The sequence below is a fragment of the Haloferax denitrificans ATCC 35960 genome, from assembly GCF_000337795.1.
Classification (GTDB): Archaea; Halobacteriota; Halobacteria; order Halobacteriales; family Haloferacaceae; genus Haloferax; species Haloferax denitrificans.
Window position 1 is genome coordinate 16,275 of the sequence record NZ_AOLP01000006.1, and the last position, 19,129, is coordinate 35,403.

General features: G+C 52.7%; 20 protein-coding genes and 2 pseudogenes. 7 read left to right on the top strand and 15 right to left on the bottom strand.

Translation table 11 applies throughout. The features are described 5' to 3' along the window. Positions 1 to 485 precede the first annotated feature (485 nt). From C438_RS18970 to C438_RS18975, 3 genes are all read right to left on the bottom strand, one after another. Positions 486 to 1,427 (bottom strand): hypothetical protein, encoded by a 942-nt coding sequence (locus C438_RS18970; RefSeq protein ID WP_083899951.1) that lies wholly within the window; start codon positions 1,425 to 1,427, stop codon positions 486 to 488. Between the two features lie 81 nt (positions 1,428 to 1,508). Beyond that, complete coding sequence (locus C438_RS04890; protein ID WP_004968174.1) at positions 1,509 to 1,958, bottom strand: outer membrane protein assembly factor BamB family protein; 450 nt, start codon at positions 1,956 to 1,958, stop codon at positions 1,509 to 1,511. Continuing rightward, entirely contained in the window at positions 1,907 to 2,386 is a 480-nt protein-coding gene (locus C438_RS18975; RefSeq protein ID WP_083899953.1) for an outer membrane protein assembly factor BamB family protein, read from the bottom strand. The genes C438_RS04890 and C438_RS18975 overlap by 52 nt, the downstream gene beginning before the upstream one ends. A 742-nt stretch (positions 2,387 to 3,128) precedes the next feature. Here C438_RS18975 and C438_RS04895 point away from each other — a divergent pair. Further along, complete coding sequence (locus C438_RS04895) at positions 3,129 to 3,950, top strand: IS5 family transposase (protein WP_049913495.1); 822 nt, start codon at positions 3,129 to 3,131, stop codon at positions 3,948 to 3,950. Positions 3,951 to 4,024: 74 nt separating this feature from the next. Beyond that, positions 4,025 to 4,375, top strand: a complete 351-nt coding sequence (locus tag C438_RS19310; protein ID WP_152421749.1) for a hypothetical protein — start codon at positions 4,025 to 4,027, stop codon at positions 4,373 to 4,375. A gap of 563 nt (positions 4,376 to 4,938) precedes the next feature. Here the strand turns inward: C438_RS19310 and C438_RS19315 are convergent. Together C438_RS19315 and C438_RS19320 are read right to left on the bottom strand one after the other, a co-directional pair. Then, positions 4,939 to 5,400, bottom strand: a complete 462-nt coding sequence (locus C438_RS19315; protein ID WP_152421750.1) for a hypothetical protein — start codon at positions 5,398 to 5,400, stop codon at positions 4,939 to 4,941. Positions 5,401 to 5,402: 2 nt separating this feature from the next. Beyond that, entirely contained in the window at positions 5,403 to 5,993 is a 591-nt protein-coding gene (locus tag C438_RS19320) for a hypothetical protein (protein WP_152421751.1), read from the bottom strand. A 106-nt stretch (positions 5,994 to 6,099) separates the two neighbouring features. Here C438_RS19320 and C438_RS04900 point away from each other — a divergent pair, with 106 nt between their 5' ends. Next, the gene (locus C438_RS04900) at positions 6,100 to 6,984 is read left to right on the top strand and encodes an IS1595 family transposase (protein ID WP_004968176.1); all 885 of its coding nucleotides are present in this window, start codon (positions 6,100 to 6,102) and stop codon (positions 6,982 to 6,984) included. 264 nt (positions 6,985 to 7,248) lie between these two features. On the opposite strand, the gene C438_RS19325 is transcribed toward C438_RS04900, so the two are convergent. Then, entirely contained in the window at positions 7,249 to 7,737 is a 489-nt protein-coding gene (locus C438_RS19325; RefSeq protein ID WP_152419985.1) for a hypothetical protein, read from the bottom strand. An 803-nt stretch (positions 7,738 to 8,540) separates the two neighbouring features. Between C438_RS19325 and C438_RS19940 the strand changes: the two are divergent. The 3 genes and pseudogenes from C438_RS19940 to C438_RS19635 all read left to right on the top strand — a co-directional run. Further along, positions 8,541 to 8,855: pseudogene (locus tag C438_RS19940) on the top strand (IS5/IS1182 family transposase); the annotation flags it as partial. Positions 8,856 to 9,023: 168 nt separating this feature from the next. Then, a pseudogene (locus C438_RS20150) lies at positions 9,024 to 9,227 on the top strand (transposase); the annotation flags it as partial. Between the two features lie 426 nt (positions 9,228 to 9,653). Further along, the gene (locus C438_RS19635; RefSeq protein WP_167321093.1) at positions 9,654 to 9,791 is read left to right on the top strand and encodes a hypothetical protein; all 138 of its coding nucleotides are present in this window, start codon (positions 9,654 to 9,656) and stop codon (positions 9,789 to 9,791) included. An 8-nt stretch (positions 9,792 to 9,799) separates the two neighbouring features. Here the strand turns inward: C438_RS19635 and C438_RS04915 are convergent, their stop codons facing one another. Then, entirely contained in the window at positions 9,800 to 10,111 is a 312-nt protein-coding gene (locus C438_RS04915) for a hypothetical protein (RefSeq protein ID WP_004968180.1), read from the bottom strand. Positions 10,112 to 10,310: 199 nt separating this feature from the next. Here C438_RS04915 and C438_RS04920 point away from each other — a divergent pair, with 199 nt between their 5' ends. Next, a complete protein-coding gene (locus C438_RS04920; protein WP_004968181.1) occupies positions 10,311 to 10,859 on the top strand; it encodes a hypothetical protein in 549 nt (182 codons plus the stop codon). A gap of 202 nt (positions 10,860 to 11,061) precedes the next feature. Here the strand turns inward: C438_RS04920 and C438_RS18980 are convergent, their stop codons facing one another. The 8 genes from C438_RS18980 to C438_RS04950 form a co-directional block, all read right to left on the bottom strand. Beyond that, positions 11,062 to 11,571 (bottom strand): hypothetical protein, encoded by a 510-nt coding sequence (locus C438_RS18980; protein WP_239640642.1) that lies wholly within the window; start codon positions 11,569 to 11,571, stop codon positions 11,062 to 11,064. Positions 11,572 to 12,046: 475 nt separating this feature from the next. Next, positions 12,047 to 13,261, bottom strand: a complete 1,215-nt coding sequence (locus C438_RS18985; RefSeq protein WP_004968183.1) for an MFS transporter — start codon at positions 13,259 to 13,261, stop codon at positions 12,047 to 12,049. A 27-nt stretch (positions 13,262 to 13,288) separates the two neighbouring features. Further along, a complete protein-coding gene (locus C438_RS04925) occupies positions 13,289 to 13,951 on the bottom strand; it encodes an ABC transporter permease (RefSeq protein ID WP_004968184.1) in 663 nt (220 codons plus the stop codon). Further along, positions 13,952 to 14,938 (bottom strand): ABC transporter ATP-binding protein, encoded by a 987-nt coding sequence (locus C438_RS04930; protein ID WP_049917746.1) that lies wholly within the window; start codon positions 14,936 to 14,938, stop codon positions 13,952 to 13,954. It abuts the gene before it with no gap. Then, positions 14,935 to 15,663 carry an ABC transporter permease gene (locus C438_RS04935; RefSeq protein WP_004968186.1) on the bottom strand — a complete coding sequence of 243 codons (729 nt, stop codon included), beginning with the start codon at positions 15,661 to 15,663 and terminating at the stop codon, positions 14,935 to 14,937. The genes C438_RS04930 and C438_RS04935 overlap by 4 nt, the downstream gene beginning before the upstream one ends. 2 nt (positions 15,664 to 15,665) lie before the next feature. Beyond that, positions 15,666 to 16,616, bottom strand: coding sequence for a glycine betaine ABC transporter substrate-binding protein (locus C438_RS04940; protein ID WP_049917761.1), 951 nt, complete (start codon positions 16,614 to 16,616; stop codon positions 15,666 to 15,668). 514 nt (positions 16,617 to 17,130) lie between these two features. Beyond that, positions 17,131 to 17,541: a nuclear transport factor 2 family protein gene (locus C438_RS04945; protein ID WP_004968188.1), complete on the bottom strand. Its 411-nt coding sequence runs from the start codon at positions 17,539 to 17,541 to the stop codon at positions 17,131 to 17,133. A 118-nt stretch (positions 17,542 to 17,659) separates the two neighbouring features. Next, a complete protein-coding gene (locus C438_RS04950) occupies positions 17,660 to 19,117 on the bottom strand; it encodes an aldehyde dehydrogenase family protein (protein WP_049917747.1) in 1,458 nt (485 codons plus the stop codon). Between the last annotated feature and the right edge of the window lie 12 nt (positions 19,118 to 19,129).

Consider the following 19,129-nt stretch of genomic DNA (forward strand, 5'->3'; position numbering starts at 1 on the left):
TCTGTACAAATATATTGTAAATAAGATTCTATCTATCAATTATATCTGAGATGTGACGAGACCTGACTGTGGGATACAGTTATTTACGCTCATGACCGAGCGGATTTTATCAATTAAGTAACCAGGTAGTATTGTTAGTAAATTAGAATTGTGTCTTGGAGATATGACCTGGTTCCAAGTGTCAACATATTATATATTGTACTATACCACGCATATTCTATGACGGTAGTACTGTTGTAACTGTACCTCAGACTTGATTATTAGATGCCAAGTCTCGGTAGCTATACGATCAGAGAATTATTCCGGAGTATCTATCGAGTCTAAGGGTGTTACTCAGTTCTGTGGCACTTGTCTGCTACTAGCTTCGGTGTTAGATCACACAACCAATCACTGAACGCCACGCATCAAACCATCCCCTGAGGTTGTGGTAGTTGGCGCTCTAAGCCGAGCGAAAACCGAAATGTGTTGGGGTAATCCCTAAAACACTACTCCGAATCCGGAAGTGGGTGTTCGAAAAGACGTTCACCAGACTCCTCACAACTGACCGCAATGACTCTGTGAGAGCTACAACACGACTCGACGACTTCTTCACTAAGTTGAATGTCGCCACCCGTCGTCGGACACGTTTCGAGGAACATCCGCAAACTATTGAGAATCGGTCCTCGTTCCTCTGAGTCAAAACTGTTCCATCCTGAAACCCATGACTGAAGCACACGACTCGCTGCGATATCTGCGATAAGTGCTGCACGAGATGGCCACTGTCCGATCCATTCAGACTCGGATTGGAGAATCTGTACCTCGTCTTGCTTGATAAGTTCGAACCCCTCGTGAACGTCAGCCTCCATCCCGAAAGTATCTGCGACCAGTTCACCTGTGATATCCAAGTTGACTAGCGGCTCAGTCGCCGCAACCCAGTCTGCCTCAAAGTCGTCGGTTAAACAGAGGTCATCTGTATCCGTACAGGGTTCAAGGATGTCATGATTCAAAAAGAAGGCCTCGAGTTCCTCTTCCGAAGAATCGGACTTTGACTCAGGTGTGCTAGCCGCATCACCTGTCGACCCATCGGTTACCGATGGCGTGTTGTGAGTGGTTGACTGCGACTGGTTCTCTGAGGACGACTGTGTTGCCGTGTTGTCGCGTCCAAATCCGGATGCCAACTTTGGATCTGGGTCTTTTCCAAACCACCGGAGTACTGCTGGCGGGAGATAGCGCTTCGTTATCGTCGGTGTGCCAGGAACAAGGTACCCACGGAGGTAAATAAGCCCGATTGAGACGCCAACTGCGACTGCACCGCCAAGCTTTGATTTTCGTGCGATAACAGAGCCGAGTATCGCGGCGATGACGAGATTCAACAGCGTACACGGCTCACACCTGTTCTCGCCAGTATACTCTGGTTGTCGGAGTGTATCAAGTACAGCGATCTGCATACGCTCCCGAAAAGAGTCAATAAGTTATCTATTTTTTGCTTGCGGAATTGGTTCTGTTATCTCTCTCGCATGATTGTGGAATCAGTCAGCTAGCGCCACCAGCGTCCCGCCGCTCTCTCGATCGACAGCAAACGTCTCCACCCGCGCGTCGAGCTGTGGCTTCTCCGTGGTGACGACGACCGAGTGGGTGGTCACGAGCGGGCGCGTCCGGAAGAAGACACCCGCCTCGGGGGCAAGAGAGACACGCCAGCGATCGGTGCCATCCGCGGTGTCGAGCGCCACCAGCGACCCGTCGTCGACGGGGGTAAGCCGCTCCCCGTCGGTCGAGACACCAGCTGTCGCTCGCACGGGGGCCGTCCAGCGCACCGCCCCGGTCGCGGCCGACAACGCGTGGAGCCGCTCGCCAGGGATGTATACATCGCCGTCGACCACCGTGGGAGTCTCGAAGTTGGTCTCACCGGGTGCGTACCGCCACTCAGTCAGCGGGTCTCCAACAGCACCGGGCTGGATGGCGACGACGCTTCCAAGCACCCGAGTCGTGTAGAGGACGGAGCCGCCGCCAGCCGCGGGGACGGCCGTCGAAAACCAGTCATCATCGTCGTGTAGGTCCAGCCCTCTCGACCGCGCGTGTCGAGCGCCAGCAGCGTCTGACCGGTGGAGGCAAATACCCGACCATCGTGGCCGAGGACGGCCTCGTTCACCGATCCGGCAGTGACGCGACTCCACCGCGGACGTCCATCACGAGCAGCAAGTGCGTACACTCCGTCGAGGCCGCCGACATACACAGAGCCGCGGTGGACAATCGGAGGACACCCTGAGAAGTCGCCGCCACCCGGCAGCGCCCGCCGCCAGCGTTCGTCGCCGGACTCGGCCCGACCTGAACAAACACTCGGTCCCCGACCACGGCCGGAGAAGTCAGCCCCCATCGACGCGCACCGACTAGACCGTGTCAGGGTCATCGACCCGAACCTCGGATGCGAACCCCGTGTGACCGGGCGTGTGTCCAAACTGCGCCCAGTCGCGTTGCTCGCCGGGAAGCGGGTCGGTCGTCGTCTCGGCAGTCCGGGGCCACCTCCCGCAGAACCGGCTGGTTGAGCAGCCGGCCAGAGCGGCGCCACCGGCGGCCCCGACAGTCGCGAGCACTTGGCGTCTCGTATGGAGGGACACTGTCACTACTGCTGGAGCCGAGAAAATATGCTGTCGACAGCCTAGGTCGCTAGCCGACCGACTGCACCGCTCCATTCGGCACTGGTGCCCGTCCATTCGGACGCAAGAGCAACCACCCCGTCAGCGGGCGATTCAGCACAGCCGCAACAACCTATCCGTTCTTGTGGGTGTAACAGCATCCTGACGGAGTTAGGTCGGCGAGACAAGTCTGTGGCCGTGTCAAGGCGGTCGACATCGTCTAGAGCAGCAAAGGCATCGTCAAAAGCGAGATATTCAAGTGAGTATTCCTCGGAGGAGGTGTTCAATACCTCCAAAGACAAGGGCAACGACGAACGGTATAAACCACCACCCGAAAAAGAGCGGTGCCGGACTATCAACAACTGCAGTATAGTCCTTCCAGAGCACAAATCCGGTCATTGAGACTGTAGTGAGGAGCGGAAGTATGAGCGAGTATCTTAATAAGAGGTATATTGGAATTGCTAGGCTCTGTTGAAATCCTCAGAGAGTTACACGTTCATCCGGTAGTTTGATCGGATGCAGACCCTCCCGAAGTCGCAGTTACTCCAGTTCGTTGAGCAGGCATTCCACTTAGCTCGACGAGCTGTCGCCCGCTACTCCTCGAAGTTCTCAAAACGACGCTATACACTCCACCAACACATCGTTCTACTCTGCCTCAAAGTGCGAAAGAACACGACGTACCGAATGCTTCTCGACGAACTGATCGAGATGCCCCGCATTCGGAGCGCCATCGAGCTTGAGGAACTTCCGTCACCCTCGACGTTGTGTAAAGCGTTCAATCGGCTCGATATGGCAGTCTGGCGTGTTCTGCTCAACCTCTCAGCCACGCTTCTCCCGACCAACGGTGTCGTCGGGATCGACGCTTCCGGGTTCGACCGCAGTCATGCCTCGAAGCACTACACAAAGCGCACGAAGTTGACAATTCAGCAGTTGGAAGTCACGCTTCTCGTGGACACGAGAGCGAACGCTATCATCGACTTACATGTAACGACGACACGAAAACACGACTCGAAGATCGCGCCGTCGCTCATCAAGCGGAACACTGGAGAAGTAGCGGTTCTCCTCGGCGATAAGGGATACGACGACCAGAAGATTCGGGCGTTAGTCCGTGAAACAGGTGTTCGTCCGGTCATCAAGCATCGAGAATTTTCGTCACTTCATAAGGCGTGGAACGCTCGACTGGACGCCGACCTCTACGGTCAGCGTAGTCAGAACGAGACGGTGAACTCTCGCCTCAAACGCAAGTACGGAGCGTTCGTCCGTTCACGCCTCTGGTGGAAGCAGTTCCGGGAACTCGTTGTCGGCTGTCTCACTCACAACATCGACAAGACACTCTAAACGTGAGATATGCGGAACTACGTAACGCCCTTCTCCGAGAAGCTTATTGAAATGGGGTTAGAAATGACAGAAAGATGGCGATAGAGAGGATACCAATTCGACGTCTTGCGGTCATCACCATCGGTAGCCTCATCGGGGCTGCTATTATTTCCCAGATTCCTATAGCTATGATTGGGGGTTTCAGTCTCCAGACTAGTTTCCTATTCGGCATACTCGCTGGCATTCTCTCCCTTTGGACGAGCCAATCTGCTTATCGTAATGGGAACAAACGAATGGCAATTCAGTATGGTCTCCTCGGTCTCGGAGTTCCACTTGCACTGAGCGGATACGCTACGCTCGCCACACTCGGAGCAGCTATGACTGTACTAAGTGCAGGAGTAGCTTGGAGAATCGACCGTCGCATCCTTGAGCAGGTCACCGGATAGTAGACCTGTGAATCAATAAATACGCAGTCCTACCGAACGGCTGTTTCAGGGGAGACGTGTCGAACCAATAAGATTTCAACAGAGCCGTCCGTTTGAATCGGCCGAAAGCTACAGACGTATTCTTTTTGCTAGCAGCAGCAAAGTATAGCTCCCCAATTGTTTCTGGGATGGTCGCTGGACCATCATATTGACCGATCACTTTTGCGTTATCCCGGCCAGTATGCTTGCGTGGTTTCTTGGACGATTTCTTAGATCGTCTGCCTGAGCTCTCTTTTGCCGTTTCGAGGTGCTTCTTCATGTCGTCGATGTCGTCGTTCATAGCAGTGAGTGCGTAATGTGCGGTAGTATTCTCTAATCAGTCCCTGCGTTAGACATCGTATCTTCGATCTTGGACCCTGCCCGAAGTGATCAATGGGTCGTCAATGAATTTATTGCTGCTACGTCAGAGTCACGCGGTGTGAAATGATAACAACGATTTTTTACTTTCCCATTTCGGCCCTTGGTCTGCTGACTCGGTTGTTGTAAAAAGATTAGAAGCCGTTGTCGTACTCTTACAAGGCTCTTTAGATCACTTCAGAAACAATGCTCAATTTGTGAGGAGTAGCGCGGACCCTAATCGTTTCATATTGCCGGTGACCCTTGGGTGAAACAATGATCTCACTTTGAGCCGTTCGACCATCGGAACATTCGACATAGAAGATATACTTCCCACCTCGAACTGGTAAATCAGTGTTGGGCCTACTAGTCGCATTTTTCCCGGGGTTGATACCGGATTCTACCGTCTCTTCTCGTGAGAACTTGGATTTGCCTTTTTCAACACTCTCACCTCGAATGGCATCGAGTTTAAATTCTAGATCACCAGTCGTGTGGTTCACAAATTGAATATCGGCTTCGAACTGATCAGAGTGAATCTCAGGCGGAGCTTCAGAATCAGATTGATCTGCACTTGCAACCCCCGCAAATCCAGTCATTGCAGCGGCACTTGTCAGCTTGAGAATCTGTCGTCGGTTGATTTTTTTGCTCATTGTTAATCCAGGTGATTGGTCGTCTTTTCGAAGTTGTCCACCGCACAGTTGGGGTTGTACCACATTTTCTCAGCATGGTCATCATGCGCCGATGAGACACTATTACAGGATTGTTCCCCGATCTCATATCCCATTGGGGTGCGGTGATATTTCGATGTGCCAAAGCTAAAGAATGTACTGCCTGATCGGTGTTCCCAGTAAGGGCCCTTGTCTAACAGCGTATGTCCAGCTTCATGAAGTGCAGTTTGCATGTCATCGAAATTTTCTCCGACACCCTCTGAATTATAAATACTGGGGGTTGCTGCGATGCCTGGTCCACCTTCTGCCATTGCGTAGTAATTCTCAAGTGCGCTTCCTGCACCACTATCGTAATTAGTGATAAGCAGCATTGCGTCCTCTCTTTTCGTAAGGTAGGCATCAACAAAGTCGAGCCACCACTCAGTGAGCGTGTCGTAGGTCACTTGAAATTGATACCCAGGAACATTAGTAGTAAATGGGCCTGGCCTGAGCTCTTGTGGTGCACTGATCGACGTTGTAGGAGTATCAACCGTTATCGTATGCTGGTTTTCTGGGTGATCAAACGCTCCTTCCATGTACTCTTTAAATCTTCGCTCTTCGGAAGCAGATTGTTGGTCGGGTAGAGCTGGCGCTGTAGAAGCGTAGCGGGCAAGGGTGACGCGGGAGCGTCACCCGAATGCAATGTTCCCATTTGAATTGCTTAGCTCGGAGGCGAGCGCCGCGAACCTGCTGGAGCAGGTTCGCTGGCGCGAGGGCCTCCAGTGCCCGCGCTGCCGGTCTGAGTCAGTGATCAAACACGGCAGCTATCGGCAGTATCAACGGTATCTCTGTAAGGATTGCGACCGCACGTTCAACGACAAGACCGGCACGATCTTCGCGCACGCGAAGATCGGCCTCGACAAGCTCTTGTTCGCGTTCTACGCGTTCCTCCGATTCAACACGAGTATCCGCCAGCTAGACGCTGAACTCGACGTGTCGTATCGGTCGCTTCGGCGGCGCGTCGAGCAGTTCGCCAGAACGCTCGACGCGCCAACCATCGATCTCGTTGGCCCCGTCGAGATCGACGAATTCTATGTCTCTGCCGGGAAGAAAGGCCGCGAGCGCGACTGGGAGTCGCGCTCGCGTGCCCTCTCGAAACGCGGACGAGGAACGTACGAGGAGGACAAACCGCCAGTGTTCACGCTCGTAGATCGCGGCAGCGATCAGCGATACGTCGTCCCGGCGAAATCCGCCGACGAAGCGACCGTGCGACTCCTTCTCGACAACCGCGAGACGGAGTCGCTGACCGTCTACACCGACGGATTTCGGGCGTACGATCCGCTCGACGACGATGAGACGTTCCACCGAGAATCAGTGATTCACGGCGATGGTGAGTACGTCGATGGAGACGCGCACGTGAACACGTGCGAGAGCCACGCGTCGCTGGCGCGACGGTGGCTCTCGCCGCATCGAGGCGTCTCAAAAGACAAACTGACAGCGTATCTCAGACCGTTCCAACTTCGGCGACGAATCCTCCGCAAACCGGGCCGAGAAGCACTCAAAGAGATCGTCCAAGCAGTTCTCTGACTCGCCAACAATGTACTTCACAAGAGCGTAAATCTTTTTGCAGCTCTGTACTCGTCACCGTAATTTGAATCACAGTGGTCAGTCAGATCTGTTGTCTGATACACCGCTACTTCAAAGTCATATGATGGCATTACAGAAGTATCAAAATGGCAGATGTAAATAATTCTATGGGTTGATTTACTGTGATATTAAGTTTGTAAAAATAGAAGTAGAATATCTAATCCAGAACTTTGAGCCGTTCAAAGGCAGGATTACAGAAGAGTATTAAAAGAGATAATCATTGAGGTTGTTATACTTTTTACATGGAGAAGTGAGGGTCCCATCCAGGCGGGTAGTACTGTTTTGGGTTACAAGGTATGTTGCAATCGATCGGGAGTCAGCTTCTTCCTCATCCGTTCCGTACGTCAAAGGTAGCGTTACTTCGATTACAACACCACCATTACTCTGGTTCACGAGTTCTGCATCCTCTTCGATACCAGTAAAGGATGTCAGACTCCACGAATTCACACACGATGAATTGTTCATCACATCAGATATGTGCTTTTTTTCAGCATTGAGTGCGCGATCTTTTGCTTCTGGTATATTGACTGGAGGTCCAGAATTCGTTTGTTCAGTAGGGGTAGGGGTAGCGGTGGTGTCTGGAGTAGGGCTTGACGTGGTTGTAATCTCAGTCGATGTCTGACCATTACTCACGCACCCAGAAAACGTGAGTAGAGACATCACGAGAATGATTTTCATCAGCTTGTTATACATACAAAGAGTGAATCAGACATACTATGAATATCTTGTGACCGGCTCTGTTGAAATCATTAGTCACTGATAGTTTGTTGAGGCCGTACTGAATACAGTAGATTCACGTATCGGTTATTGCCGAACTGGGTTACCCAAGTTCGTACAAGTTCTCCCCAACGGGGTACCGATGTTTTTCGGTGAGTCTATACTCGTTATCCTCAAATAGGTCTTCGAGTTCGTAATCGAACAACTTGGCTCTGTTGAAATCCTTCAAGGTTGACATTGGAGAGAGCGCTCCTTCTGGCTAGTTTCCGTAGATCACAGTAGAACTAGTCTCTCAAGAAATCGCAAGGCGGCAAGAGGGTTTCAACAGAGCCAGCCGCAATCAAAAACTCACCACCATTCTCCACGTTCCAACTCAAGGATGAAACAGTTGGTACTTTTCATTGTTTGGACCCTGTACCGAAAAAGGGTTGATGGCTACCGAATAGCGTTTCAAGCAACCAGTTGGATACACACGCTGCCATCGCTGATTCTCCAGGAGTATTCATAACGGATGCTTCAAATCACTCAATAACTCATATTTAAAAACCACATGGGTCAATGTAACTACAATAATTTATTTACTCTAAAATATATGGTCACAAGGCTCTGTTGAAATCCTTCAGCGTTGACATTGAGAAGAGCGACTCTTCCCACCGGTTTTTGCCGATCCGGTGAGAAACTAGCCACTCAGCAAATCGCAAGACGTGAGGAGGTTTTCAACAGAGCCGAGAGCCATTGAACTGGTGGGACTTCTTCCCCTTCGACTTTATATAATGATTTTGGCCATTCAGAAGTTGAAAATAACGCTCCCCGTCGACACGAGGTCGAGTCCAATCATCGACTCACACGTGACGACGACACGAAAATACGACTCGCAAATTGCGCCCTCGATTATCAAGCACCGCAAGTATTCGTCGCTTCACATAGCGTGGAACGCTCAATTGGACGCCGATATTTACGTCAACGGTGTCGAGACAGTAAGCTTTCGGATCAAACGGAAGTACGGCGCATTCGTTCGCTCATGAAACTTGTGGACGCAATTCCGTGAACTCGTTGTCGCCTGTCTCACTCGCGACATCGACAAGGTACTCTGAACGTTAGATACAGGGAACTCAGTATTGGAGCTACGTATCCAAGAAGGGGTACTTCCCCAAATCACGGCACCAATACCTGCCACCAAGATAGCGATTCCAAGGAGAGCCAGCTCGTTTCATGACGTCAGTACCGTTGTAACTGTAACTCAGATTTGATTATTGGCTGTTGGGTATTGGCAGCTAAAGACCTCGTCGAAGGACTATCGAGTTCGGTTGTTCTATTTTGTCTTCGCCGTCCTCTTGTACAATATCTGGCGACTCACTGACTTCCTGTTGGAAGCTGGGACTGGTGATGAGATGGACTACGCGCCCGCGATAACCGCTGGTGAATGCGTCGAGTTGGTCTCTTCAGCGCTGCTTCCGCCGGACTGAGCTAATGAGCAAACTGGCTTGCCTCTCGTGAGCGGTGGCGCTATCTTTAGGTGAAGTATGTCGGCTGATTTCTGACAACTACAGGGAATAAACTGGTTTAACCGAATCTTCTAGCTCGCTTTTCCCATGATCTGGACTAATTCAGCGGCGAATCAACGCCAAAACTGTCCATCCTCCGAAACTGTGGGATCTTCAGGATACGAAAGTTAATATAGCGATATATGATATATCTTGTCTCACCATGCATGTGTGGCGTTTTTACTAATTTTTGTTGTGTATGGTCCACTCCCGCATAAGCCATAATGTTAACTCAATAGAAGAAAGTCAGTGAGTAATGAAAATCTGCAACTCAGAATTACCCCAACATACAGCGAGCGGGTTACTCGCCAATGAGCAGGCGTGAATCAGCAATCCAACTCCCAGGGTTTGGACGTCGAAGAGGAGGCTTCAGAGAACGAGACGAGAGAGCGCCGCTACAAGTGGTCTCAGATGAGCCTCGACGAACTTGCCAGCGTCGTCCACTGCGTCGGTATCCACAAGAACAGGGTGCCGTATCTCGTCTGACCCATTCGTTACTTGTTCTGGAAGACGCCATCGGTACTGAGCGTCTCCGCCTTCCGGACTGCCTCGCGTTCACGCTCGATATCCTCGGGCAGATCGCCGATGAGAATCTTTGCAACACCTTCGTCCAGTTCTCCGTCGAGGTACTGTTGGTGCAACTCGACTCGCTCTTCATTCGAGAGTACTTCCCGAAGCTTCTCCTTGAGACCCTCTCGAGCGAGTTCACTGATGTTAATCCCTCCCAGGCGCATCTCACTGAGGCGTTGACTTGCTCGCTTCTCGTCAGCCCCCCTAAACTGGATTTTGTCGTTAGATGTCGTCATGATAACCGGAGACAATCGCTCTAGGAACAATTTTGTTGTGACCAGCCATTCGTGTCATAACAAACTGCTCGGGTGACAGTCTTAAGATCAAGATAGAAAGAAGTACTCTGTCAGTTGCACGCAGTTTCTGACACTGAACCATTCGTTTCAGAGGTTGCGATTCACGAACGTATTTGATTGCACGGCTGGATCGTCTATCATGAACTCTGCTGACTTCCTCACCACTCTCGGAACGACGTGCAAACGGTACGGCCCGGGCCGGTTGCCGAGAGCAGAGCGTCATGACATCGGCGCGGGATACGCCCTCGCCTCTGCTGCAACGGGTGCAACACTGCTATTCGCGCTAATCTCGTGGAGTCTGTATACTCTCGGAGAACCAATCGGTAGTGACTGGAAGTTCTTGGGCACTTGGGCGCTGATTGCGCTTCCACTCGTCGTCCCGGCCTCATTCATTTCGGCGGTCATCGTCTGGCGTACTCTCCCCTCGGATACTCCGTACTTCGGTGCGAGCGCTGGCGTGTTAGCGGCATTGGGAACGTATATTCTCGCCCTACTCGCCCTCTTTGCGTTCAGTATGATCGCGCTAGTAATCAATGGGCAATACACAGAGATTCCGGAAGCGCTAGGATTTATGGTTGTTATCGGGTTCGTCGCACTGGCATCAACGTTCTGGCTCACATTCCCCATCGGGGCGATTAGCGGTATTATTCACGAACGCGTGACCCTCAACGGAACCAAGCGGACGTAGTGACTGTCGGCCCCAAACGCAACTCTCCGCACACGATACACAAGTACGATATCGTGATTAGTTCAATGATGATACGGTAGAATACCCGTGGTCTCAACGAGCGACATCTTCTGTCTGATTCACGCCGCTGCTGACAACGACTGGGTAGCTTTCAGTGGCCGTGCTGATTTCAGGGCACGAGTCTACCGACAGTCCCACCCAGTTACCTATGCAGAGTCGGTCTGTCACCCGACCCCGTCGAACTAGAGGATGACGGGTGGCAGGTATCCATACCACTGAACGCAGCTAGAATCTCCTCGCTGGTGATATCGAAGTGCACGTAGAAGCACTCGTTTTCGCCCCAGTCCTCGACTAATTGTTCTGCGTCCGACGTTGAGAAGGTGGCCTCAACTCGGGGATTACGAGCAGTTACCGCAATCTCGTAGGCAACATTCTGTCCCATCCACGCTTCAACAACTTCGACCATATCAACGCGATTCGCTTCCCTACCTTCGAGCGTGTGCGATTGTTCGTACACAGGGCGACCACCTCTGAGGACGGTGATGTCGGCAGTAGTCCGGGTGTCTCGACTATTGAGCACACTGATCTTCCCGAGGCCGACACGTGGTGACCCTGATTCATCACGAAGTGGGAGAGAACCCATACACCCTGCTCCGAGAGTAACAAAGGGGATAGTGGCGATGAAGTGGCGGCGCGTGGTGGAGGGAGCCATTGTCGAATGGTAGGAAGAGCGACGTATAGTTGTTTACTGGCCAAGCGAGGGATTCGATTGGCTGCTAGTTAGACCACTCCTGGGTGACACCCTGCCCACGGTAAGCGGCGGGGATTCACACAAGCCAAGACTCGTTGGTTTGGGAGATTCACGGGTTAACATCATTCGAGGGAATGCTGGCACTGCCACGCTGCCGTTACCCCTATCTCTCGTCGTGAGACAGGATTCAAGATTATCTTTTGCGTCCTGCAGCCTGGTCGTCTAATGGAAGGGATGTCTTCCAAGAAGAGAGGGCGAATCCCCGATATTGTCTCATCGGAGTAGGGCGGGTAGACCTCCTCGGTTAGCATTCTGTGTGTTGTATTAGCTGTTAAAACTACGTTCGGGCACTGTATCCCCGCCGTAAACGTCGAGGTTGTAGTACCCTGGCGCACAGAAGAAGCAGTCTGGAGGTTGTCCCCCAACACTTCAGTGGCTATTCATCGATATCGAATCCGAAGTAACTCAAGCCAGCACCTATACACCCGAGAACTCCTCCGCCTGTGAACGGTATCCAATATGAGCCAATCTCAGCCTGAAGGATTGAGGTCAACGGTGGGGCGACCAGTCCGGCAATTGCAAACGAAATTGATACCACCGCGAACAGACCGTCAATGTCGTTTGTTCCGTATTGGTCTGCGAGAACTGGTGCGAGGAGGGCACCATTGCCACCGTATGCAATCCCAAAGGTAGCAGCAAAGATTCCGACACCAAGTGTGTCAGAAACTACCGGGAGGAAAGCAATGGTGATACTTGCTAATCCCGAAGCCGCGACGAACAGTTCCATACGACCGACCCTGTCCGCTAGGGGGCCAATGAGCAAACGCGTGAGACTAGCAGAGACACCAAATGCGCCGAGGGCCCATGCACCGGTTGAGGCCGTGAGTGACGGTTGAGATGCGACAAACGGGACGAGATGAGCAAGGGCGGCATACACGGGTACGTAAATGAGTAGCCACCCACAGAATATCAGCACAAATGGTGGTGACTTCACGACTGGCCAGATAGTTCGCCACTTGTTTTGCGACGTGGTCCGTGTTTTATCGGTCGGTGCTCGGCCTGTATGCTTCAATAGCAGTCCGCCTATTAACAGAAGCACCAGAACCAGAACTACAATGACAAGGTACGCTTTTCGCCATCCCTCAACCGCGATGAGATGACGGCTGAGTGGTGAAATACCGAGCATCCCGACGCCGATCCCAGAGCTGGCGAGACCCGACGCAAACGCACGTCTGCCAGCGAACCACCGAGTAATCGTCGTCGAAGAGACGACGTAAATAAAGCTCATTCCCAACGCTGCAACTACACCGTACGAAAGCGTCAACATGAACAACGAGTTAGAGAAACTCGCACCGAGAAGTCCAACCCCGAAGAGCGTGGTGCCGAGAATCCACGTCCGAACGACGCTAATGCGGTCGAAGACTTCTGCGAACACTGCTGCGCCGCTACACATAACGAACGTCTGCAGCGCAAAGACGAGTGACGTTGACCCACCCGAGCGACTGAATTCGTTGAGTAGCCGGGTGAAGAAGACACTGAACGAGTAGGAGACGCCGAATACAGCGACAGTACCCAGAAAACTTGCCAACACGACGAACCAACCGTCGTATACCCCCCTTTCGGGAGAAACAAACCAATCTGGGTGCTTCATTGAGAGAAAGTCAGAATTGGGTGCCGCTCACGCGGATACACCGACTTGAACGTCGTGTCCACGGCCGACGTATCGTTCGACTCCTGCAAGCAGTAAATCGGCACAAATCGCAAGTAGTGCACCCGGAATCGCACCAGCCAACATCTGAGGTGTATTGAATAGCTGGATTCCACTAATCACCCAGAGACCAAGCCCACCGCCACCGATGAAGAATGCGAGATAGGCAGTCCCCACATTGATGACAGAGCTCGTCCGTATTCCAGCGAAGATGACGGGGATAGCAAGTGGAAGCTGGATTCTTTTCATTATCTCCCAGTCAGTCATCCCCATTCCACGGGCTGCGTTGACCGTCTCTCGGTCAACATTCTCGATGCCAGTGACTGTATTTGTGAGAATTGGAAGTAACGCGTAAACCCAGATTCCGAAGATTGCAGACTTGAGGCCGATTCCAAGCAAGGGGTAGACGAGTGCGATGATGGCGAGGGTTGGAATCGTTTGCGCAACGTTCCCGACGTTCAAAATCCATTTCTTTGCCCGGTCGGAACGTGTTGCAACTATCGCTGCAGGAACAGCAACTGCGATTGCAGCCAGTTCTGCAACAGCGACCATGAACAGGTGCTCTTGAAGCAGGGTCAGGAATTCCCCGAAATTAGTCAGGAGATACTGCCATCCCTCAATCAGTGCACCCATTCAGTCTCCCCTCCGCGCGATGTTGTGAATCGTGTCCTTCGTGACTGTACCAACGACAGCACTATCAGCGACGACTGGAAGCTTCTCTACGTCATGTTGAATCATCCGCGAGAGAGCAACTTGGGCCGAGTCGGCGGGTGAAAGCGTCACGTCCATTTTACCGTTTCCATCAGCGGCAATTGCAGTCCCTGTGTCTGCTTCCGCTCCAGGTTCGGACATGATAGTCTGGACCTGTGTGACTTGCAATCGTTTGAGCCCCCTATCGGCACCAACGAAGTCTTCGACGAACTCGTTCGCCGGGTTTTCGAGAATCTCCTGCGGTGTGTCGTACTGGACGACTTGGCCAACGTCGTAGATCGCAATTTTGTCGCCCATCTTGAGGGCTTCGTCGATGCTGTGCGTGACGAACAGAATGGTCGTGTCGATTTGTTGCTGAAGTTCCAAGAACTCGTCTTGGAGGTTCTCTCTGGTAATCGGGTCCAGTGCTCCGAACGGTTCGTCCATGAGCATCACGTCCGGTTCACTGGCAAGTGCACGAGCGATACCGACGCGCTGTCGTTGGCCGCCAGAGAGTTCACGTGGGTATTGGTCACAGTAGTCTTCTGGAGGCATATCCATCAGCTCCAACAATTCGTCGATGCGTTCGTCGATTCTCGACTCGTCCCATCCTTTGAGTTCAGGGACTGTTGCGATATTCTCACCGACAGTCATGTGGCCGAACAGACCAATTTCTTGGATGACGTACCCAATATCCCGTCGGAGGTCGATTCTGTCGAGTTCCTCGACGTCCGATCCCTCATAATAAACGGTCCCACCAGAGGGATCTTCAAGTCTGTTGACCAGTTTCATTGTCGTCGTCTTTCCACACCCAGAGGGCCCAACGAGCACAGTGGTCGTCCCCTCTTCAACTTCGTAGGAGACGTTTTCGATGGCAACGGTTCCGTCTGAGTACACTTTCGTCACGTCTTCGAATCTGATTGCAGTCATGCGATCACCTGCTGGAATATGCGCGTCAGTCGCGTCGATTGGATCTCTTCGCCATTTCGGGCTCTGAGGAGTCTCTCGCTGAGTCCGAACCCGTAGTCGAGTGCCAGTGCCAGTGCAGAGAGAATAACCGTCGTCACGACGATCATGTCCACGTTACGCTCACGAATCCCCTGGAAGAGGTAATCGCCAAGCCCACCTGCCCCGATGAAGGCTCCGATAGCAGCGATGCCAACAATGATGACCACAGCATTTCTGACGCCGGCCATGACCACCGGAAGGGCGAGTGGAATTTGCACTCTGCGGAGTCGAGAGAGACGTCCCATCCCAAGCCCGCGACCGGCCTCAATGGCTGCTTCGTCGACCTGCGTGAGTCCGATATGAGTATTCCGGACGATTGGCAGCTGTGAGTAGAGGACCAGTGAAATGATGACTGGTGGACTCCCGATACCGAGAAATGGGATGAGGAGGCCGAACAGTGCGATTGATGGGATCGTCTGCATGATTCCTGCAAACCAAAGGATGGGGGTTGCTGCCCACTCGTAGAGACTGATAAATGTCCCAAGGAGAACACCCATTGGAAGCGCGATGCCGATCGTAAGCAGAGTTATCACGAGATGCTCGACGATGAGCTGCGTGATTTGTGTAGAGTGGGACGCGAGGAACTCCAGATAACCCCCGATAACTGCTGGCGTAATCCCCGAACTGGCGAGTGATTCTGCTATCATCTCTAGATGAGACCGTTGGAAGAGAGGAATGACTTAGCGACCGTTTGCGGGTCCTTTTTGTCAATCGAGACTTGTTTGTTCAGGCCTCGAATCGCTTCCGTGGTGAGCTTCGGTGGAATCGGGTTAAGTGCTTCTTCGATTTCTGGATTCGATTCGAGTGTCTTCTGCTGGATGAGCGGAGCAGGATTGTACACTGGGAAAAACTGTTTGTCATCTTCGAGGACGACGAGGTCGTACTTCGGGATGTTCGGGTTGGTGTTGAACCCGAGGCCGACTTGCGCTTCACCTTTGCCGACAATCTGGTAGGTCAGTCCGATACCGACCTGTTTGATGTTTGACTTGAGGTCCGTGAGTTTGTCTTCGAAGCTGTAGTGGCTCGCAACACCCTTCCAGCCATCAGACCGATTGATGAACTCTGCTGTGTACGCCATTTGGAAGTCGGTGTTACCCTCGTTGACGTACTCAGCGAAGTCCGAGAGCGTTCGAACACCCGTCTTTTCCGCCCAATCCGGGTTGACCATCAGCACGAACGTGTTGTTCAATGGCGCGCGGTCGAGGAAGATGAGTCCGTGTTCGTTCTTGAACTCTTGTTTCACTTTCTGGTAGAGTTTTTCAGGGTCGTTGATCGTCTTCTCGTGCTTCGGTGGTTCAGTGTACCACGCAGTCCCGGTGTACTCCCAGTAGGCGTCAACTTCCGCATTTTGGAGGGCCTTGAAATTCTGCACTGACCCGCCAAGACCTGTCTTATCTTCAGTCGAGAGGTCGGTGTTGGCCTTCAGCGCCTCGAGCGCCATGTTCCCCAATATCTTTTGTTCGGCGAATCGTTTCGAGCTGACTGAGACTGTGGTTCCAGAACCAAGGACACCCGAACAGCCGGCTAACCCGGCCGTCGCTGCAGTTCCAATTGCTGCTGCAGTGTTGCGCAAGACGTCCCGCCTGTTACGTTGTGCCATGTCTATGCCACCCGAACGTAGTATCATATGCATTCGGTGGAACATGGTAGTCAATATATAACTGCATGATTTTTGAGCGGTTTGTCCCGAGAACATGAGCTATGGCCTTTTGTGATGGCTCCCCACGAGCAACGGCCCGCTGACTTGGGAGATTTACAGGCGGTCGAGGCGAATGCCTCAGGGCTTGACCCCGAGGTGGTTCACTGTCGGTATCCAACCTATCCTGAAGAGGATACCTCCGGTTCTCGGTTGGGAAATCCGATACTGTCCGATTGTCTCGATGTGGGCGCGGATGTACCGCGTCGGATAGCACCCATTACAACGACGAACACGTTACAGTATCATGCGCCGGTTCATCCTACGACTAATGTCGTAGGCTTTCTCGGCTGATTTCTGCGAGAAGTATACGACATTCCATACTACTCGTTCTGTGCAGTGGGTTCAGCGAAAGATGAAAGCGCCCCGCAGTAACCGTGTAGCGGGGGGGGGCCAGTGGCTCACGTAGAGGAGTCGATCAGTTTCCGTGGAAGGATGGTACCTCGTCGTCGCTGGGGAGTTCGCTCAAAATGGCGCTGTAGTCGAGATACGCGCGGAACTCTGTGATTTTATCGTCTGAATCAAATGTCATGATGTCGGTGAGGGCGATCCCTTCGAATTCACGCCCCGCAGCAGTCTCGCCGTCGAGCAATCCCTCACAGACAACGGTGTCGCCGTCCTCATGGAACTGTTGCATCACGTGCTCACCACCGACAAAGAACTCGCTGTTGGCTTCGTAGAACTGTCGAATCTCGTCTTTTCCTTCAATGACACCTTTCCGAGGCGATTTGACGACGGCGTCCTCTGCGTACAACTCAAGGACATCTTCGGTTCCAGCGTCAGAGCTATCCATCAGTTCGAAGTACCGCTTGGCAGTTTCAACGCTCACGACAGTGTATCCAATTCGGGTTGCTTGCTAACCTGTTCGGGCAAACATAGTGTCGGCTTTTAAGTAGAGACGACAGTGTGAGGCGCCGTCGTCGACACCTCACATCGAGAATTAGATGTTACCGCTGTTCGATGTTGGCACAGACGTTCTTCGTCTGCGTATACGAGTCGATTGCAGCGAGACCTTTCTCCCGCCCGAACCCACTGTCTTTGAATCCACCGAATGGCGTCTCAACGCCACCGGCAAACCATTCATTGATGAATATCTGGCCTGCGCGCACGTCACGGGCGAACCTATGTGCACGGCCGAGATTCTCGGTGAATACACCGGCAACAAGACCGTAATTCACGTCGTTCGCAAGTTCGATGGCTTCCTCCTCGTCAGCGAACGGAATGACCGACAGAACCGGTCCGAATATCTCTTCTTGAGCGATTCGCATGTCGTTCGACACGCCATCGAAGATTGTTGGCTCAACAAAATACCCGTCCCTGTCGATGACGTCCCCACCTGTGACCGGTTCTCCGACTTCATTGCGTCCGACCTCGAGATATCGCGTGACCTTTTCGAGGTGGCCCTCAGAGACGAGTGGACCCATATCGTTGTCGTCGATGCCTGGGCCAACAGACAGCGACGAGGCTCTGTCAGCGAGGCGGCTGACGAACTCGTCGTGGATATCTTCGTGAACCAGTAGTCTGGACCCAGCAGAACAAACCTGACCCGCGTTCGCGAAGATACCTGTTATCGCACCATCGAGAGCAGTTTCCATGTCCGCGTCTGGGAAGACCACGTTTGGACTCTTCCCACCGAGTTCAAGATGAACCTCGGTGATGTTGTCCGATGCAGTACGCATCACTTCCTGTCCTGTGGGGACTGACCCAGTGAAACTGATTCCGTCGACATCTGGATTCGACGAGAGCGCAGCACCTGCTTCGGCCCCGAATCCAGGGACGACGTTAAGAACCCCTGCAGGAATGCCTACTTCGAGTGCCAACTTACCGATTTCGACAGCTGTGAGCGGTGTCTGTTCGGCAGGTTTCACTACCGAGACATTGCCAGAAGCGAGCGCCGGTGCAACCGACCGCCCAAAGATATTCGTCGGGAGGTTCCACGGGATTATCTGGCCGGTGACACCGAGAGGTTCTCGTATCGTATAATCTGCGTATTCACTGGTCAGTGGAATGCTGTCGCCGTGAATTTTGTCGGCAATTCCGGCGTAGTACTCGAAGTACCGAGCACACACTTCGACGTCCGAACGAGCGTGTGAGATTGGTTTGCCGTTGTCCAATGTTTCTAACCGTGCCAACTCGTCTTCTTGCTCGCGAATTCGGCGTGCGAGCTCGTTTAGGAGTCGACCTCGTTCCTGCGGAGGGGTGGCTTTCCAATCAGGGAAGGCATCTCGTGCTGCATCAACGGCATCCACAACGTCTTCGGTCTGTGCAGCAGCAACCGTAGCAATCACTTCCTCCGTTGCTGGGTCGACAGCGTCGAACAGTTCACCGGACTGACTGTCGACGACCTCGCCATCAATTACTAATCCGTAGTCGGCAGTCGTGGTTGAGAGCGTCTCCTGCGTCATCGAACGGATGTT

Excerpts from the sequence above, each read along its gene's own strand:
- C438_RS18970 (WP_083899951.1), bottom strand. The coding sequence starts at position 1,427 with ATGCAGATCGCTGTACTTGATACACTCCGACAACCAGAGTATACTGGC.
- C438_RS18975 (WP_083899953.1), bottom strand. The coding sequence starts at position 2,386 with ATGACCCTGACACGGTCTAGTCGGTGCGCGTCGATGGGGGCTGACTTC.
- C438_RS04895 (WP_049913495.1), top strand. The coding sequence starts at position 3,129 with ATGCAGACCCTCCCGAAGTCGCAGTTACTCCAGTTCGTTGAGCAGGCA.
- C438_RS19310 (WP_152421749.1), top strand. The coding sequence starts at position 4,025 with ATGGCGATAGAGAGGATACCAATTCGACGTCTTGCGGTCATCACCATC.
- C438_RS19315 (WP_152421750.1), bottom strand. The coding sequence starts at position 5,400 with ATGAGCAAAAAAATCAACCGACGACAGATTCTCAAGCTGACAAGTGCC.
- C438_RS19320 (WP_152421751.1), bottom strand. The coding sequence starts at position 5,993 with ATGGAAGGAGCGTTTGATCACCCAGAAAACCAGCATACGATAACGGTT.
- C438_RS04900 (WP_004968176.1), top strand. The coding sequence starts at position 6,100 with ATGTTCCCATTTGAATTGCTTAGCTCGGAGGCGAGCGCCGCGAACCTG.
- C438_RS19325 (WP_152419985.1), bottom strand. The coding sequence starts at position 7,737 with ATGTATAACAAGCTGATGAAAATCATTCTCGTGATGTCTCTACTCACG.
- C438_RS04915 (WP_004968180.1), bottom strand. The coding sequence starts at position 10,111 with ATGACGACATCTAACGACAAAATCCAGTTTAGGGGGGCTGACGAGAAG.
- C438_RS04920 (WP_004968181.1), top strand. The coding sequence starts at position 10,311 with ATGAACTCTGCTGACTTCCTCACCACTCTCGGAACGACGTGCAAACGG.
- C438_RS18980 (WP_239640642.1), bottom strand. The coding sequence starts at position 11,571 with ATGGCTCCCTCCACCACGCGCCGCCACTTCATCGCCACTATCCCCTTT.
- C438_RS18985 (WP_004968183.1), bottom strand. The coding sequence starts at position 13,261 with ATGAAGCACCCAGATTGGTTTGTTTCTCCCGAAAGGGGGGTATACGAC.
- C438_RS04925 (WP_004968184.1), bottom strand. The coding sequence starts at position 13,951 with ATGGGTGCACTGATTGAGGGATGGCAGTATCTCCTGACTAATTTCGGG.
- C438_RS04930 (WP_049917746.1), bottom strand. The coding sequence starts at position 14,938 with ATGACTGCAATCAGATTCGAAGACGTGACGAAAGTGTACTCAGACGGA.
- C438_RS04935 (WP_004968186.1), bottom strand. The coding sequence starts at position 15,663 with ATGATAGCAGAATCACTCGCCAGTTCGGGGATTACGCCAGCAGTTATC.
- C438_RS04940 (WP_049917761.1), bottom strand. The coding sequence starts at position 16,616 with ATGGCACAACGTAACAGGCGGGACGTCTTGCGCAACACTGCAGCAGCA.
- C438_RS04950 (WP_049917747.1), bottom strand. The coding sequence starts at position 19,117 with ATGACGCAGGAGACGCTCTCAACCACGACTGCCGACTACGGATTAGTA.